15 protein-coding genes and 1 other annotated feature are annotated in these 14,940 nt (G+C 49.5%); of the genes, 11 read left to right on the plus strand and 4 right to left on the minus strand.

The genetic code is table 11. The annotated features are described in order from the left end of the window. Nucleotides 1–139 precede the first annotated feature (139 nt). The 11 genes from kdgR to ihfA all read left to right on the plus strand — a co-directional run bounded on the left by kdgR (nucleotide 140) and on the right by ihfA (nucleotide 10,439). Complete coding sequence (gene kdgR / locus KP22_RS04195; protein ID WP_039300303.1) at nucleotides 140–931, plus strand: DNA-binding transcriptional regulator KdgR; 792 nt, start codon at nucleotides 140–142, stop codon at nucleotides 929–931. A gap of 256 nt (nucleotides 932–1,187) precedes the next feature. Then, complete coding sequence (locus KP22_RS04200) at nucleotides 1,188–1,451, plus strand: YebO family protein (RefSeq protein WP_039300300.1); 264 nt, start codon at nucleotides 1,188–1,190, stop codon at nucleotides 1,449–1,451. Nucleotides 1,452–1,551: 100 nt separating this feature from the next. After that, complete coding sequence (locus tag KP22_RS04205; RefSeq protein WP_039322629.1) at nucleotides 1,552–2,955, plus strand: amino acid permease; 1,404 nt, start codon at nucleotides 1,552–1,554, stop codon at nucleotides 2,953–2,955. A 290-nt stretch (nucleotides 2,956–3,245) separates the two neighbouring features. Then, nucleotides 3,246–5,174, plus strand: a complete 1,929-nt coding sequence (gene thrS, locus KP22_RS04210; RefSeq protein ID WP_039300293.1) for a threonine--tRNA ligase — start codon at nucleotides 3,246–3,248, stop codon at nucleotides 5,172–5,174. Nucleotides 5,175–5,176: 2 nt separating this feature from the next. Then, the gene (infC, locus tag KP22_RS21485; protein WP_072012534.1) at nucleotides 5,177–5,719 is read left to right on the plus strand and encodes a translation initiation factor IF-3; all 543 of its coding nucleotides are present in this window, start codon (nucleotides 5,177–5,179) and stop codon (nucleotides 5,717–5,719) included. Between the two features lie 95 nt (nucleotides 5,720–5,814). Continuing rightward, on the plus strand, nucleotides 5,815–6,012 hold the full coding sequence (gene rpmI, locus KP22_RS04220; RefSeq protein WP_039300291.1) for a 50S ribosomal protein L35: 198 nt from the start codon (nucleotides 5,815–5,817) through the stop codon (nucleotides 6,010–6,012). A gap of 42 nt (nucleotides 6,013–6,054) precedes the next feature. Further along, complete coding sequence (rplT, locus tag KP22_RS04225) at nucleotides 6,055–6,411, plus strand: 50S ribosomal protein L20 (RefSeq protein WP_005968887.1); 357 nt, start codon at nucleotides 6,055–6,057, stop codon at nucleotides 6,409–6,411. Between the two features lie 109 nt (nucleotides 6,412–6,520). Continuing rightward, nucleotides 6,521–6,644, plus strand: a sequence feature (Phe leader region). Continuing rightward, complete coding sequence (pheM, locus tag KP22_RS22620) at nucleotides 6,526–6,570, plus strand: pheST operon leader peptide PheM (protein WP_209428693.1); 45 nt, start codon at nucleotides 6,526–6,528, stop codon at nucleotides 6,568–6,570. (Overlaps the previous feature by 45 nt.) A 108-nt stretch (nucleotides 6,645–6,752) precedes the next feature. Further along, nucleotides 6,753–7,736 (plus strand): phenylalanine--tRNA ligase subunit alpha, encoded by a 984-nt coding sequence (gene pheS / locus KP22_RS04230; protein WP_011093972.1) that lies wholly within the window; start codon nucleotides 6,753–6,755, stop codon nucleotides 7,734–7,736. Nucleotides 7,737–7,750: 14 nt separating this feature from the next. Continuing rightward, complete coding sequence (gene pheT, locus KP22_RS04235) at nucleotides 7,751–10,138, plus strand: phenylalanine--tRNA ligase subunit beta (protein ID WP_039322635.1); 2,388 nt, start codon at nucleotides 7,751–7,753, stop codon at nucleotides 10,136–10,138. 4 nt (nucleotides 10,139–10,142) lie between these two features. Next, entirely contained in the window at nucleotides 10,143–10,439 is a 297-nt protein-coding gene (gene ihfA, locus KP22_RS04240) for an integration host factor subunit alpha (protein WP_009112984.1), read from the plus strand. 42 nt (nucleotides 10,440–10,481) lie between these two features. Here the strand turns inward: ihfA and KP22_RS04245 are convergent, their stop codons facing one another. From KP22_RS04245 to nadE, 4 genes are all read right to left on the minus strand, one after another. After that, a complete protein-coding gene (locus tag KP22_RS04245; RefSeq protein WP_039300283.1) occupies nucleotides 10,482–10,916 on the minus strand; it encodes a nitrous oxide-stimulated promoter family protein in 435 nt (144 codons plus the stop codon). Nucleotides 10,917–11,053: 137 nt separating this feature from the next. Continuing rightward, nucleotides 11,054–12,772, minus strand: a complete 1,719-nt coding sequence (locus tag KP22_RS04250; RefSeq protein ID WP_039322638.1) for an ABC transporter ATP-binding protein — start codon at nucleotides 12,770–12,772, stop codon at nucleotides 11,054–11,056. A 113-nt stretch (nucleotides 12,773–12,885) separates the two neighbouring features. Next, nucleotides 12,886–13,788, minus strand: a complete 903-nt coding sequence (yddG, locus tag KP22_RS04255) for an aromatic amino acid DMT transporter YddG (protein ID WP_039322641.1) — start codon at nucleotides 13,786–13,788, stop codon at nucleotides 12,886–12,888. Nucleotides 13,789–13,917: 129 nt separating this feature from the next. Further along, nucleotides 13,918–14,742, minus strand: coding sequence for an ammonia-dependent NAD(+) synthetase (gene nadE / locus KP22_RS04260; protein ID WP_039300274.1), 825 nt, complete (start codon nucleotides 14,740–14,742; stop codon nucleotides 13,918–13,920). Nucleotides 14,743–14,940 lie beyond the last annotated feature (198 nt).

Raw genomic sequence — 14,940 nt, forward strand, 5'->3', positions numbered from 1 at the left:
AGTCTCTGACGCGGTTATTTCTCAAACTTAACTTGATTATCGTTATTGCTCCATTGCCATAATCAAAGCGTTCCCTTTATACTAAAACCATTGTTCTATTTTTTTTAAAACAAAAAAACTGAGTAGGGTAACCACAAAAATGGCTATTGCAGATTTAGATAAACAACCCGATTCCGTGTCGTCCGTTTTAAAGGTTTTTGGTATTTTGCAGGCATTAGGTGAAGAGAGAGAAATTGGTATTACCGAGCTTTCTCAGCGAGTCATGATGTCTAAAAGTACCGTTTACCGCTTCTTGCAGACGATGAAATCCCTGGGCTATGTGGCGCAGGAAGGTGAATCAGAGAAATATTCGCTGACGCTCAAGTTGTTTGAACTTGGTGCAAAAGCTTTGCAGAACGTAGATTTAATCCGCAGTGCGGATATACAGATGCGCGAGTTGTCTGCACTGACGCGGGAAACGATCCACCTTGGCGCGTTGGATGAAGACGGCATCGTTTATATCCACAAGATTGATTCTATGTATAACCTGCGCATGTATTCGCGCATCGGTCGCCGTAACCCATTGCACAGTACCGCAATTGGTAAAGTGCTGCTGGCGTGGCGCGATCGCGGTGAAGTGGAAGAAGTTCTGTCTACGGTTGAATTCACGCGTAGTACACCACACACGTTGTGTACTGCTGAAGATCTTCTCAATCAATTGGATGTCGTGCGCGAGCAAGGTTACGGGGAAGATAAAGAAGAGCAGGAAGAAGGACTGCGTTGTATCGCTGTGCCAGTATTCGACCGTTTTGGCGTGGTGATCGCTGGCCTCAGTATTTCTTTCCCAACGATTCGTTTTTCGGAAGAAAATAAACACGAATATGTGACCATGCTGCACACCGCAGCCAGAAATATCTCTGAGCAAATGGGCTACCACGATTACCCTTTCTGATATTCCCGCTCGATCCTTGAGCCTGTCTTTATCGACAGGCTTTTTTGTGGCGTGCCATCCCTAGCCGCCACCCTGTGGGCCGTCGCAAGCGACGTTGAAAAACGCTCCCCACGTTTTTTTATTTTTTGTACCAATACGATAGCGATGTGCATCAACACGAGGCGGTTAAGGGATTGGGTAGGGTATCGAACTTAGCTACGCCACGGTGTTAAGATAGCCGACAGGTATCTGTTGAGTGGTTATAAGTGGAGTCGTTGTGAACATATTAGAAGTGGTTTTTGTCTTATTGGTTGTGCTACTGGCTGCGTTGGTCTGGTTTTTTGTCAATCGGGCGAGTGTCAGAGCGAATGAGCAAGTGAAATTGCTGCAAGAGATCGTAGAGCAGCAACGCCAGCAGTTAGCCTTATTGAAAAAATTGCTGCCCCAGAATGTAGAGAAAAGCGAGCCTGAAACGCTTGCTGCCGAGCTCGATAGTGATGATGTGGCGCTAACGTTTAAAAGCGTCATTCCTGAACGTTAATGGATCAGTCACTGTATAACGCCGTCATGTTTCATGCTGATGACGTAAACAGGCATTGAGATAGAAATGAAGAAAGCGTTACAGGAAGCACGAAAATAACATGGCAAATGCTCAAAAGAACATAGCAAATGATCAACAGGAATTGGTTTTAAAACGAGGGTTAAAAAACCGACATATTCAGTTGATTGCGTTGGGTGGTGCGATTGGTACTGGATTGTTTTTAGGGATATCGCAAACGATCCAAATGGCAGGGCCGTCCGTTTTATTAGGCTACGCTATCGCTGGAATGATTGCGTTTCTGATTATGCGGCAGTTGGGTGAGATGGTGGTAGAGGAGCCTGTTGCAGGGTCGTTCAGCCATTTTGCTTTTAAATATTGGGGCGACTTTGCAGGCTTTCTGGCCGGTTGGAACTACTGGGCGATGTTTATCCTGGTCGGGATGGCTGAGCTGACCGCCGTAGGGATTTATATCCAATACTGGTGGCCTGAGACACCAACCTGGCTGTCCGCGGCGATATTCTTCGTGCTGATTAACCTTATCAATCTGGTTAATGTTCGGATGTTTGGGGAAACGGAATTCTGGTTCGCTATTATCAAAGTACTTGCCATCGTTGGGATGATTGTTTTCGGCGGTTGGCTACTACTGAGTGGCAACGGCGGTGAAACGGCAACGGTACGTAACTTATGGATCCATGGCGGATTCATGCCAAATGGCGCTAGCGGCTTAATCATGGCGATGGCCGTGATCATGTTTTCTTTCGGCGGTTTGGAGTTAGTTGGAATCACGGCCGCAGAGGCCGCCGATCCGAAGCGTTCAATTCCCCAGGCAACCAATCAGGTGGTATATCGCATCCTGATTTTCTATATCGGCGCACTATCGATTTTGCTATCGCTCTACCCATGGGGAAATGTGGTCGGCGGCGGCAGCCCGTTTGTTCTGATTTTCCATGCACTTAACAGCAACATAGTGGCAAACGTGCTCAACGTTGTGGTGCTGACGGCGGCGCTATCGGTGTATAACAGCGGCGTATATTGTAATAGCCGGATGCTGTACGGCTTGGCAAAACAAGGGAATGCGCCGAAATCTCTCGCCAAGATCAATGCGCGTGGTGTGCCCGTTCGTTCCATTGCCCTGTCCGCGCTGGCGACCTCACTGGGTGTGGCGATTAACTATCTGATGCCGGGTAAAGCCTTTGAACTGTTGATGGCGCTGGTGGTTTCAACGCTGGTGATTAACTGGATCATGATCTGCTTTACACACCTGCGTTTTCGTCAGGCAATGATAGAAAAAGGGATTGTGCCCGCGTTTAAAGCCTTCTGGTATCCGTGGGGTAACTACCTGTGTCTGGCGTTTCTGGCGGGGATTTTGGTGATTATGCTGTTGTCGCCGGGGATTCGCATTTCGGTAATGTTAATTCCGGGCTGGATTGCGGTTATTTGGCTTGGTTTCCGGTTCTCCCGCAGAAACTGTTCTTTTGCAAAATCTGTCCTCATGCAAAAATAGTGCTGCGCTGAGGTCTGCTCAAACGCAGTAAACGCTTTTGTGGCCTGTTCATCACGATGTAAAGGTGAGCAGGCTACCCATCTGGCTTTAACACACAACTTATAAGGTGTATTATTGCTTCGACGTTTTCCATGTCACGCTAAGGCACACCTGTAGTCGTGTGCTTCATGTGTATATATTTCACAGAGTACAGAGAAATAGCATGGCTAACACTTTTAATTTTCAATTGATATACGATTTTTTGCATGTGAGCTTTCGTGTGGCTCACCACTGTAAATAAGGGAATTATAATGCCAGTTATCACCCTTCCTGATGGAAGTCAGCGTCATTACGACCACGCCGTTTCTCCCCTGGATGTTGCACTTGATATCGGTCCCGGTTTAGCAAAAGCCTGTATCGCTGGACGAGTCAATGGCGAGCTGGTTGACGCCAGCGATGAGATCGACACCGATGCGCAGTTAGCCATCATCACCGCTAAAGATGACGCGGGTCTGGAAATTATTCGCCACTCCTGCGCGCACCTGTTGGGTCATGCGATCAAGCAACTGTGGCCAGATACCAAGATGGCGATTGGTCCGGTTATCGACAACGGTTTTTACTATGATGTCGACATCGACCGTACCCTGAGTCAGGAAGACATTGAACTGCTCGAAAAGCGTATGCATGAGCTTGCTGACACCGACTATGACGTAATCAAGAAAAAAGTCAGCTGGCAGGAAGCGCGCGATGCGTTCGCTGCACGCGGTGAGACCTACAAAATAGCGATTCTGGATGAGAACATCAGCCACGACGATCGTCCGGGTCTGTATCACCATGAAGAATACGTCGATATGTGCCGTGGTCCGCACGTACCGAATATGCGTTTCTGCCACCATTTCAAATTGCAGAAAACCTCCGGCGCCTACTGGCGTGGCGACAGCAAAAACAAAATGCTGCAACGTATCTACGGCACAGCATGGGCGGATAAAAAGCAGTTGGCTTCTTACCTGCAACGTCTTGAAGAAGCGGCTAAGCGCGATCACCGGAAGATCGGCAAACAGCTTGACCTGTATCACATGCAGGAAGAAGCGCCGGGTATGGTGTTCTGGCACAACGATGGTTGGACGATCTTCCGCGAGTTGGAAGCGTTTGTGCGTATGAAGCTGAAGTCGTACCAGTATCAGGAAGTGAAAGGTCCATTCATGATGGATCGCGTGATGTGGGAAAAAACCGGTCACTGGGATAACTACAAAGAAGCGATGTTTACGACTTCTTCAGAGAACCGTGAGTACTGCATTAAGCCGATGAACTGCCCTGGCCACGTACAGATTTTCAATCAAGGATTGAAATCCTATCGCGATCTGCCGCTGCGTATGGCGGAGTTTGGTAGCTGCCACCGTAATGAACCGTCAGGCTCTCTGCATGGTTTAATGCGCGTGCGTGGTTTCACTCAGGACGACGCACACATCTTCTGTACGGAAGAGCAGGTTCGTGACGAAGTGAACAGTTGCATCAAGATGGTGTATGACATGTACAGCACCTTCGGTTTTGAAAAAATCGTGGTGAAACTGTCTACGCGTCCTGAAAAACGCATTGGTAGCGATGAGATGTGGGATCGCGCTGAAACCGATTTGGCTGCGGCGTTGACTGAAAATAACATCGAATTTGACTATCAGCCGGGTGAAGGGGCGTTCTACGGCCCAAAAATTGAATTTACCTTGCATGACTGTTTGGATCGTGCGTGGCAGTGTGGTACGGTGCAACTCGACTTTTCGTTACCGGGTCGTCTGAACGCGTCCTACGTTGGCGAAAGCAACGAGCGTCAGGTGCCGGTTATGATTCACCGGGCTATTTTGGGATCAATGGAGCGTTTCATCGGTATTTTGACCGAAGAATTTGCTGGTTTCTTCCCAACCTGGTTAGCCCCGGTCCAAGTGGTGATAATTAATATCACCGATAGCCAGTCTGATTATGTCAACGAATTGACCCGAAAATTGCAAGAAGCGGGCATTCGTGTAAAAGCAGACTTGAGAAATGAGAAGATAGGCTTTAAAATCCGCGAACACACTTTACGACGCGTTCCCTATATGCTGGTTTGTGGCGACAAAGAGGTCGAGGCAGGAAAAGTTGCTGTCCGCACTCGTCGTGGTAAAGACCTGGGGAGTCTGGACGTCAGTGAAGTTATCAGTAAGCTGCAACAAGAGATTCGCAGCCGTAGTCTTCATCAATTGGAGGTATAGGTATTAAAGGCGGAAAACGAGTTCAACCGGCGCGTCCTAATCGCATCAACAGAGAGATTCGCGCAAATGAGGTACGCCTGACAGGCGTCGAAGGCGAACAGCTGGGCATCGTAAGTCTAAATGAAGCATTAGAAAAAGCCGAAGAAGCAGGTGTTGATTTAGTTGAAATCAGTCCGAACGCCGAGCCGCCGGTTTGCCGAATTATGGATTACGGCAAGTTCCTTTATGAGAAGAGTAAGGCTACAAAGGAACAGAAGAAGAAACAAAAAGTTATTCAGGTTAAGGAAATCAAATTCCGACCTGGTACCGATGATGGCGACTATCAGGTCAAACTACGCAACCTGGTTCGCTTTCTTGAAGATGGTGACAAAGCTAAAATCACACTGCGTTTCCGCGGTCGTGAAATGGCGCACCAACAGATTGGTATCGAAGTGCTTAACCGCGTTCGTGACGATCTGAGTGAACTGGCAGTTGTCGAATCCTTCCCATCGAAGATCGAAGGCCGTCAGATGATCATGGTGCTAGCACCGAAGAAGAAACAGTAAGGCATTCAAGTAGCAATACCGTACGGCTTCTGTGTTGTACGGTGTTGTTCGCCTTATCTGATTCGTTTTATTAACAATGCGAAGTGGAAATAACAATGCCAAAGATCAAAACAGTACGTGGCGCCGCTAAACGCTTTAAAAAGACCGCAAGCGGTGGTTTTAAGCGTAAGCATGCTAACCTGCGTCATATTCTGACCAAAAAAGCGACTAAACGTAAACGTCACCTGCGTCCAAAAGGTATGGTCTCCAAAGGGGATCTGGGCCTTGTTATCGCATGTCTGCCGTACGCATAAGTAACTTTTTTTAATTCAGAATAAGACTTTAGGAGAGAGCATATGGCTCGCGTAAAACGTGGTGTAGTTGCCCGTGCACGTCACAAGAAAATATTGAAACAAGCGAAAGGTTACTACGGTGCCCGTTCGCGTGTTTATCGTGTTGCCTTCCAGGCAGTAATCAAAGCTGGCCAATACGCTTACCGCGACCGTCGTCAACGTAAACGTCAATTCCGCCAGCTGTGGATTGCACGTATCAATGCAGCAGCCCGTCAAAATGGCTTGTCTTACAGCAAATTCATCAACGGCCTGAAAAAAGCCTCTGTTGAAATTGACCGTAAGATCCTGGCTGATATCGCAGTATTCGACAAGTTAGCGTTCAGCGCTCTGGTCGAAAAAGCGAAAGCGGCACTGGCGTAAGTCAGTTGAGAGAGGGAGCTTTGGCTCCCTCTTTTCGTCATGTACCATATTGTCAAGTACCATAGTTTTTGTTATTCACAAGACTTTTTATTTACGAGACAAGGTAACGCAAGTATGAATACTGCTATTTTCCGTTTCTTTTTTTACTTTAACGCCTGAACTCAGGGGGCTTTGCGCGTAAGAAAAGAAACGAAAAGTAGCGCTTAAGCCTCCCTCTGGGAGGCTTTTTTGTTTACAATAATCGGTTTTTACTCTTGTTTTTAGTAACATTTATCGTTTTGAGTAAAACGACATTCTTCAATCATGACCGTTGGCCACATAGGCAGAAAAAGAGGAACACAATGCCACATCTCGCAGAGCTGGTTGCCAAAGCCAGAACAGCTATAGAAGAGGCTCAGGATGTTGCCGCACTGGAAAATGTGCGTGTTGAATACCTGGGTAAAAAAGGTCACTTAACCCTTCAGATGACCTCGCTGCGCGAGTTGCCGGCTGAAGAACGCCCTGCTGCTGGCGCGGTTATTAATCAGGCCAAGCAAGACGTTCAGGACGCGCTGAATGCCCGTAAGCAAACGCTGGAATCTGCTGAGTTAAATGCGCGTCTGGCACAGGAAACTATCGATGTCTCCTTGCCGGGACGTACCATTGAGAATGGTGGTCTGCACCCAGTGACGCGCACCATCGATCGCATCGAAACATTTTTCGGTGAGCTGGGCTTTTCCGTAGTAACCGGGCCAGAAATCGAAGATGACTACCACAACTTTGATGCGTTAAATATTCCAGGTCATCATCCTGCACGTGCTGACCACGACACATTCTGGTTCGATGCTAAACGCTTGCTGCGTACACAGACCTCTGGCGTTCAGATTCGCACCATGGAAAAGCAGCAACCGCCTATTCGTATTATCGCGCCGGGTCGCGTTTATCGTAACGATTACGATCAGACCCACACGCCGATGTTCCATCAGATGGAAGGGTTGATCGTCGATAAGGACATCAGCTTCACCAATCTGAAAGGCACGTTGCATGATTTCCTGCGTAATTTCTTTGAGGAAGATTTGCAGGTTCGCTTCCGGCCGTCTTATTTCCCGTTTACCGAGCCGTCTGCTGAAGTGGATGTGATGGGCAAAAACGGCAAGTGGCTGGAAGTGCTGGGTTGCGGCATGGTGCACCCGAATGTCTTGCGTAATGTCGGTATCGATCCCGAAGTGTATTCCGGTTTCGCGTTTGGTATGGGTATGGAACGTCTGACGATGTTGCGCTATGGCGTGACCGATCTGCGTGCATTTTTTGAAAACGATTTGCGTTTCCTCAAACAGTTTAAGTAAGGCGGGTATACATCATGAAATTCAGTGAGCTCTGGTTACGCGAGTGGGTGAACCCGGCAGTTGACAGTGAAACGCTATCTGAACAAATTACGATGGCCGGGCTGGAAGTGGATGGTGTTGAGCCTGTGGCTGGCGCATTCCACGGTGTGGTTGTCGGTGAAGTGGTTGAATGTGGGCAGCACCCGAATGCAGATAAACTGCGTGTGACGAAAGTTAATGTAGGCGGTGAGCGCTTGCTGGACATCGTTTGCGGTGCGCCGAACTGCCGTCAAGGGCTGAAAGTGGCAGTAGCGACAGTAGGTGCTGTGTTGCCGGGTGATTTCAAAATTAAAGCCGCCAAACTGCGTGGCGAACCGTCTGAAGGCATGCTGTGCTCATTTTCCGAACTGGGCATTTCCGACGATCACGATGGCATCATCGAACTACCAGTAGATGCACCGATTGGCACGGATATTCGTGACTACCTGAAGCTTGATGACAACGCGATTGAAATCAGCGTGACGCCAAACCGTGCAGATTGCTTAGGCATCATCGGCGTAGCGCGTGATGTCGCTGTGTTGAATCAACTCGCGTTGAATGAACCGACTATTGAGCCGGTAGCCGCGACGATTCAAGATACCTTCCCGATTCAGGTCAAAGCACCGCAGGCATGCCCACGTTATTTAGGCCGAGTGGTGAAAGGCCTCAACGTTAAGGCGGCAACGCCGCTGTGGATGCGTGAAAAGCTGCGTCGCTGTGGCATTCGTTCTATCGATCCTGTCGTCGATGTGACTAACTACGTTCTGCTGGAACTTGGCCAGCCGATGCACGCTTTCGATCTTGACCGTCTCAACGGCGGCATTATCGTGCGTATGGCGGAAGAGGGTGAAACGCTGACGCTGCTGGATGGCAACGAAGCGAAGCTGAATGCGGATACGCTGGTTATTGCTGACCAACAGAATGCGCTGGCGATGGGCGGCATCTTTGGTGGTGAGCATTCCGGCGTCAATGAAGAAACGCAAAACGTTCTGTTGGAATGTGCCTACTTTAACCCGTTGTCGATTACCGGACGCGCACGTCGTCACGGTTTGCACACTGATGCTTCTCACCGCTATGAGCGTGGCGTCGATCCGGCGTTGCAATATAAAGCCATTGAGCGCGCGACCCGCCTGCTGATCGATATCTGTGGTGGTGAAGCGGGTCCGGTGGTTGATGTCACCAGCGAGTCAGACTTGCCAACGCGCGCAACGATTACTCTGCGTCGTGAGAAACTTGATCGTCTGATTGGCCATGTGATTGCCGATGAGCAGGTGAGCGATATCCTGCAACGTTTGGGCTGTAACGTGGTGAAAACCGACTCTGGTTGGCAGGCGACTGCACCGAGCTGGCGCTTCGACATGGAAATTGAAGAGGATTTGGTTGAAGAAGTCGCGCGTATTTACGGCTACAACAACATTCCGAATATTCCTACTCAGGCTCCACTGATCATGACCTCGCATCGCGAAGCGTCACTGTCATTGAAGCGCGTGAAGACATTATTAGTCGATCACGGCTACCAGGAAGCAATTACTTACAGTTTTGTTGACCCGAAAATTCAAGGGCTAATCCACCCTGATGAAGCGTCACTGAGCCTGCCGAGCCCGATTTCCGCGGAGATGTCGGTGATGCGTTTATCGCTGTGGAGCGGCTTGCTGAGTGCGGCGGTGTATAACCAAAACCGCCAACAAAGTCGTCTGCGTCTGTTTGAAAGTGGTTTGCGTTTTGTACCGGACGCGAGTGCTGACCTGGGTATTCGCCAGGATTTGATGCTGGCGGGGGTGATTACAGGCACGCGTTATGAAGAGCATTGGGATCTGGCGCGTCAGGCTGTTGACTTCTATGATTTAAAAGGCGATTTGGAAGCGGTATTGGCATTGACGGGTAAATTGTCTGAGGTTGAATTCAAGGCTGAAAATAATCCAGCATTGCATCCAGGGCAAAGTGCTGCTATTTATCTGTGCGGAGAACGCATTGGATTTATTGGCGTTATTCATCCAGAACTGGAGCGCAAGTTGGATCTTAACGGGCGCACCGTGGTGTTCGAATTGTTGTGGGATAAGGTCGCAGACCGCGTATTGCCTGATGCGAACGAGATTTCCCGCTTCCCAGCGAACCGTCGCGATATTGCTGTTGTGGTAGCTGAAAATGTCCCTGCGGGAGATATTTTGGCCGAGTGTAAGAAAGTTGGCGCAAATCAGTTAGTTGGCGTAAACTTATTCGACGTGTACCGAGGGAAGGGCGTAGCGGAAGGTTATAAGAGTCTAGCTATCAGCCTGACCCTGCAAGATACCACGCGTACACTGGCAGAAGAGGAAATTGCCGCTACCGTTGCAGAATGCGTAGCAGCATTAAAACAGCGATTCCAAGCATCCTTGAGGGATTGAACCTATGGCGCTTACTAAAGCTGAAATGTCAGAATACCTGTTTGAGAAGCTCGGGCTGAGCAAACGGGATGCCAAAGAGCTAGTCGAGCTGTTTTTTGAAGAAGTTCGTCGCGCTTTGGAAAATGGCGAGCAGGTCAAGTTGTCAGGTTTTGGCAATTTTGATTTGCGAGACAAGAACCAACGTCCGGGGCGTAACCCAAAAACTGGCGAAGATATTCCGATTACGGCGCGCCGTGTGGTCACGTTCCGTCCGGGGCAAAAGCTAAAAAGCAGGGTAGAGAACGCCTCTCCCAAAGAGTAACAGTGTCACCCAAAAAGGCCGCGTAAGCGGCCTTTTCCTATCTTATACGCTCTTCACTTTATCAGCGTTGCTGTCTGCTGATGTAGGATGCTGCGCGGCTAAACGCGCGGTTCGTCCGGTTGACGTCTTTGCTGATGTTTCTCTTTTAGGATAATCCGGCACGGGTCGACGATCGTCAATTAAATGCCGTATCGCCAGAATTGGGTGGCGCAGCAGCATCCGTGGCCCTGACCAGCGCATAACCGCTTTGATCGCTTCGCGTCTTGCTGGCTGATAACAGTGAATAGGACAATGTTTGCACGCGGGTTTATCTTCACCAAAATGACAACGCTCCAGACGCTTGATGGCGTAGCTGAATAAGTCGTTATACTCCGCACTCACGTCGGTTTCAGGGTGGTGCTTTTCATACAACGCGATCATCAATCCGACGGTACGAATCTCCCTCTGTCGATATTTTCCCAAGGGTTTTCTCGCCATGCTTGTCATGTCCTGATGAAATTATAATAGATGCATTCTAAATGCAATTTATTGCAAGGGAAACCGCTTAAATCACATCTGTGTTTAAAAGAAAAAGGAGAAAGGCGAGGAGAACCCTCGCCGAAGAAAGAGGGTAATCAGGCTTGACCGAACTGTGCCTGATGTAATCTGGCATAGGTGCCACTTTGCTCCAGTAGCGTCTGGTGGCTACCTTGTTCAATGATACTGCCGTTATCCACCACAACAATGCGTCCTGCATTCTGTATGGTTGCCAGCCTGTGGGCGATGACCAGCGTGGTGCGCCCTGTGGAAAGCTCGCTGAGCGATTGCTGTATCGCCTGTTCCGTCGCCGTATCCAACGCGGACGTCGCTTCGTCCAGAATCAGGATCGGTGGGTTTTTCAGGAAAATACGCGCAATAGACAAACGCTGTTTTTGTCCACCTGACAGTTTAACGCCGCGCTCACCGACCACCGTATCCAGTCCTTCCGGCAGATTCTCGAGCAACTCATCTAATCGGGCTCGTCGTGCGGCTTCCATGATTTCGTCATCGTTGGCATCAAGTTTGCCGTAGGCGATGTTTTCCCGAATGGTACCGCCGAACAGGAAAACATCCTGCTGTACGATGCCGATTTGGCTGCGTAGCGATGCCTGTGTCATCTGGCGGATATCCATGCCGTCAATGGTGATGGCACCGTGGGTTAAATCATAGAAGCGAGGAAGCAGGGAACAGAGTGTGGTTTTTCCTGCGCCGGAGGGGCCAACAAACGCGACGGTTTCCCCTGCGCGAATCGATAGATCGATATTGCGCAGAATCGGGCGATCGGCAGAATAATCAAAGCTCACCTGATTAAAGCGGATATCGCCTGTCAGCGGCCCAGCATCACGTGCATCGGGTGCATCGGCAATCTCGGGGACGGTATCAATCAGTTGAGTAAAGCGTTTGAATCCCGCAATGCCCTTGGGATAACTCTCCAGTACCGAGGTAATTTTGGCGACAGGACGGAAGAAAACTTCAATCAGCAGCAGGAAGCCGATAAAACCTCCGTAGGTGAGCTCGCCCTGAATGACATACCAGATACCTGCTAGCATCACGATAAGCTGTATCAGGCGCGTGCTGAGGTAGCTGAGCGTCATGCTGGCGGTCATGATGCGGTAAGCCTGTAACTTAGTACGGCGGTAGTTTTCGTTATCGTGAGAAAACAGTTTCTTCTCATGAGTTTCATTGGCAAAAGCTTTCACGACACGGATACCGCCCACGCTTTCTTCTATTCGGGCGTTGAAGTTGCCCACCTGACCGAAGAGTTGGCGCCAGGTTTCCGTCATGCGTGCGCCATAGCGGCTGACGAGATATCCCATGAAAGGCACGATAATAATCGTCAGTAGCGCCAGATTCAGGTGAACTGTTGCCATCAGAATAAACGCGCCAATAAATGTCATGATGGCGAGGAAGAGGTCTTCCGGGCCATGGTGAGCTATTTCACCGACTTCTTCCAGATCTTTGGTAACGTGGGTGATGATATGCCCGGTCTTCATATTGTCATAGTAACGGAACGGCAAGTTTTGCAGGTGCTCAAATGCCTGTCTCCGCATGTCGGTTTCAATCCCCACGCCCAGTGCATGTCCCCAATAGTTGACGATAGCCATCAGCGCGGTATTCAGCAGATACACCGCCAATAATGCTACCGACGCTAGCAGGATCAGCGACCAGTCCTGAGCCGGTAACAGTTTGTCGATGAACGCTTTAATCGCCATCGGGAACCCTAGTTCAAGCAGGCCGGCGATAATGGCGCAGCCAAAATCGAGGATGAATAACCCTTTGTAAGGGGAATAGTAAGAAAAGAAACGCCTTAACATGTATGACTTTTTTAGGTAACGAAATGTGAGGGTGACTATAACAGGTTAGCGAGAGAATGTGACCGCGGGCAGATTAGGGTTTTTAGTGGCCGGGAAGCCCGGCCGAAAACGGATCAACTCGTAAGCGTGCGTGTCGCATACCAGCAGAGCAGTGAACCTGCCGTGACCATGGCGACGCCTTGCCAGAACGAAATAGCAGGTGTGATGTTGAGCCAGAGCGCCGCCAATAGTGTCGAGAGCACGGGTGTAAAGTAAGAGGCGGTTGCTAGCAAGGTCAGATTGCCATACTGAATACCGGCATTCCATGCTGAATAGGCTAGCGCGGTTGAGGCACCCATAAAAAGCAGTTCCAGCGAACTCGGCAACGTCAATAAAATAGGCCCTTCGGCACTGAAGGAATACTGAACCCATAGCACAAGCGAAGTGAAGAAAAAGAACAGCGATACGCCACTTTTTCCCTGCCCATAACGCTTGGTGATATTACAGTAGAGTGCCCAGGTTAGGGCCGCAGAAAACGCCAGGCCGTAGGCCAGTGGGTTAGTAAGAATGTTGTTCCACAGTAGCTCGGGCGTCCAGTCACTTTCTCCTTTCATAATCCATACAATGCCACCTAGCGCGAGTGCGAGACCGGGCCAGAGCAGAAAGCGACTTTTCTGTTGATTGATAAAAAGAGAAAAAAGTATGGTCAAACTGGGCCACAAATAATTAATCATGCCGATTTCCATCGCCTGCATGCGGCTATCGGCTAATCCGATGGACAGAGACAAAAATATTTCATAGCAGACAAATAGCGCTCCGCCCGCGAACAAATAGATTCTGGGTAACGTTTTAATGCGTGGAAGACCATACAAGACCAGTAGACACAGCGTGCTGGTGGAGTAAATCATCGCTGCGCCACCAACGGCGCCGAGCGCTTCGGTCAGGCTGCGAATAAGCCCAACGGATGTGCTCCATAGAATGATAGCCAGTAGACCTGTGAGCGTGGCGCGCTGAGGCGTCGTGTTTATTCCCGTCATACTTCACGTTGCCCGTGCGTTGGTTTTTCTGCCACTCAAATTGTGAGGGAATCGATGAAAAGTGTGCAGAAGGGAGGTATAGCAAGCCGGACGCCGTTATCTGCGTCCGGTTATATTCATCGCGATAGTTTACTGCCAGAAGTCATCAAAAACAGTAATCGGTGGACGACGCTTGTGCTCGGTTTTGCGATACCAATTCTCGATGGTGGCCGCATCATCAGCATCGATTTGCTTACCTTCCAGATAGTCGTCGATCTTCTCATAGGTGACGCCCAGCGCCAGTTCATCGGGGAGAGAGGGGCGATCTTCTTCCAGATCGGCGGTTGGGGCTTTCGTATACAGATGAGGAGGGCAGCCAAGTTCGCGCAGCAGCGCTTTACCCTGACGCTTGTTCAGTCGAAAAATCGGGTTGATATCCGTACCGCCGTCGCCGTACTTGGTGAAAAAGCCCGTTACTGCTTCTGCCGCATGATCGGTACCCACAACAAGTCCGGCATTCATGCCTGCGATGCTGTACTGAGCCTTCATTCGTTCTCTGGCTTTCTCATTGCCTTTTACAAAATCGGAGAGCTCCACGCCAATAGCACGCAAGGTGGTTTCGCTGGCCTCGATAGCGGGCTTGATATTTACGGTTAATACACGGTCAGGTTGGATAAAGGCGATGGCATCCTGGCAGTCAGCTTCATCAGCCTGCACGCCGTAAGGCAGCCGAACAGCAATGAACTGATAGCGAGAATTTCCCGTTTCATTGCGTAATTCAGTGATAGCCGTCTGGCACAGTTTGCCTGTCAACGTAGAGTCTTGACCGCCGCTGATGCCCAGAACTAACGACGTAACGAACGGGTGAGCATTCAGATAATTCTTTAAAAAATCAACGCTAACACGGATTTCCTGTGCCGGATCGATGCTGCTTTTCACGCCCAACGCAGTGATAATGTCGTTTTGTAATGACATGCCATCTCCCTCCTGAACTTATTGATACTGCAAAAGAATTATTAAGATTCCTGAGTGTAAAACGAATCGACGTGAAGAAAAAGAACAAGCTGTCAGGTAGTCGTTTTCCCTATAGATAGCTCGTTTTAGACTATCGGCCAATATGTTACATCTTCACGTTATGATTTGAAAAAGTGGTCGCCGCCGACTAGCCTTAGT

The sequence above is a fragment of the Pectobacterium betavasculorum genome (genome assembly GCF_000749845.1).
In the GTDB taxonomy this organism is placed as follows: domain Bacteria; phylum Pseudomonadota; class Gammaproteobacteria; order Enterobacterales; family Enterobacteriaceae; genus Pectobacterium; species Pectobacterium betavasculorum.

Bases quoted from the DNA above. Each gene is read 5' to 3' on its own strand.
- rplT (WP_005968887.1), top strand. From the start codon at position 6,055: ATGGCTCGCGTAAAACGTGGTGTAGTTGCCCGTGCACGTCACAAGAAA.
- thrS (WP_039300293.1), top strand. From the start codon at position 3,246: ATGCCAGTTATCACCCTTCCTGATGGAAGTCAGCGTCATTACGACCAC.
- KP22_RS04205 (WP_039322629.1), top strand. From the start codon at position 1,552: ATGGCAAATGCTCAAAAGAACATAGCAAATGATCAACAGGAATTGGTT.
- pheT (WP_039322635.1), top strand. From the start codon at position 7,751: ATGAAATTCAGTGAGCTCTGGTTACGCGAGTGGGTGAACCCGGCAGTT.
- rpmI (WP_039300291.1), top strand. From the start codon at position 5,815: ATGCCAAAGATCAAAACAGTACGTGGCGCCGCTAAACGCTTTAAAAAG.
- nadE (WP_039300274.1), bottom strand. From the start codon at position 14,742: ATGTCATTACAAAACGACATTATCACTGCGTTGGGCGTGAAAAGCAGC.
- pheS (WP_011093972.1), top strand. From the start codon at position 6,753: ATGCCACATCTCGCAGAGCTGGTTGCCAAAGCCAGAACAGCTATAGAA.
- yddG (WP_039322641.1), bottom strand. From the start codon at position 13,788: ATGACGGGAATAAACACGACGCCTCAGCGCGCCACGCTCACAGGTCTA.
- ihfA (WP_009112984.1), top strand. From the start codon at position 10,143: ATGGCGCTTACTAAAGCTGAAATGTCAGAATACCTGTTTGAGAAGCTC.
- KP22_RS04250 (WP_039322638.1), bottom strand. From the start codon at position 12,772: ATGTTAAGGCGTTTCTTTTCTTACTATTCCCCTTACAAAGGGTTATTC.
- kdgR (WP_039300303.1), top strand. From the start codon at position 140: ATGGCTATTGCAGATTTAGATAAACAACCCGATTCCGTGTCGTCCGTT.
- KP22_RS04245 (WP_039300283.1), bottom strand. From the start codon at position 10,916: ATGGCGAGAAAACCCTTGGGAAAATATCGACAGAGGGAGATTCGTACC.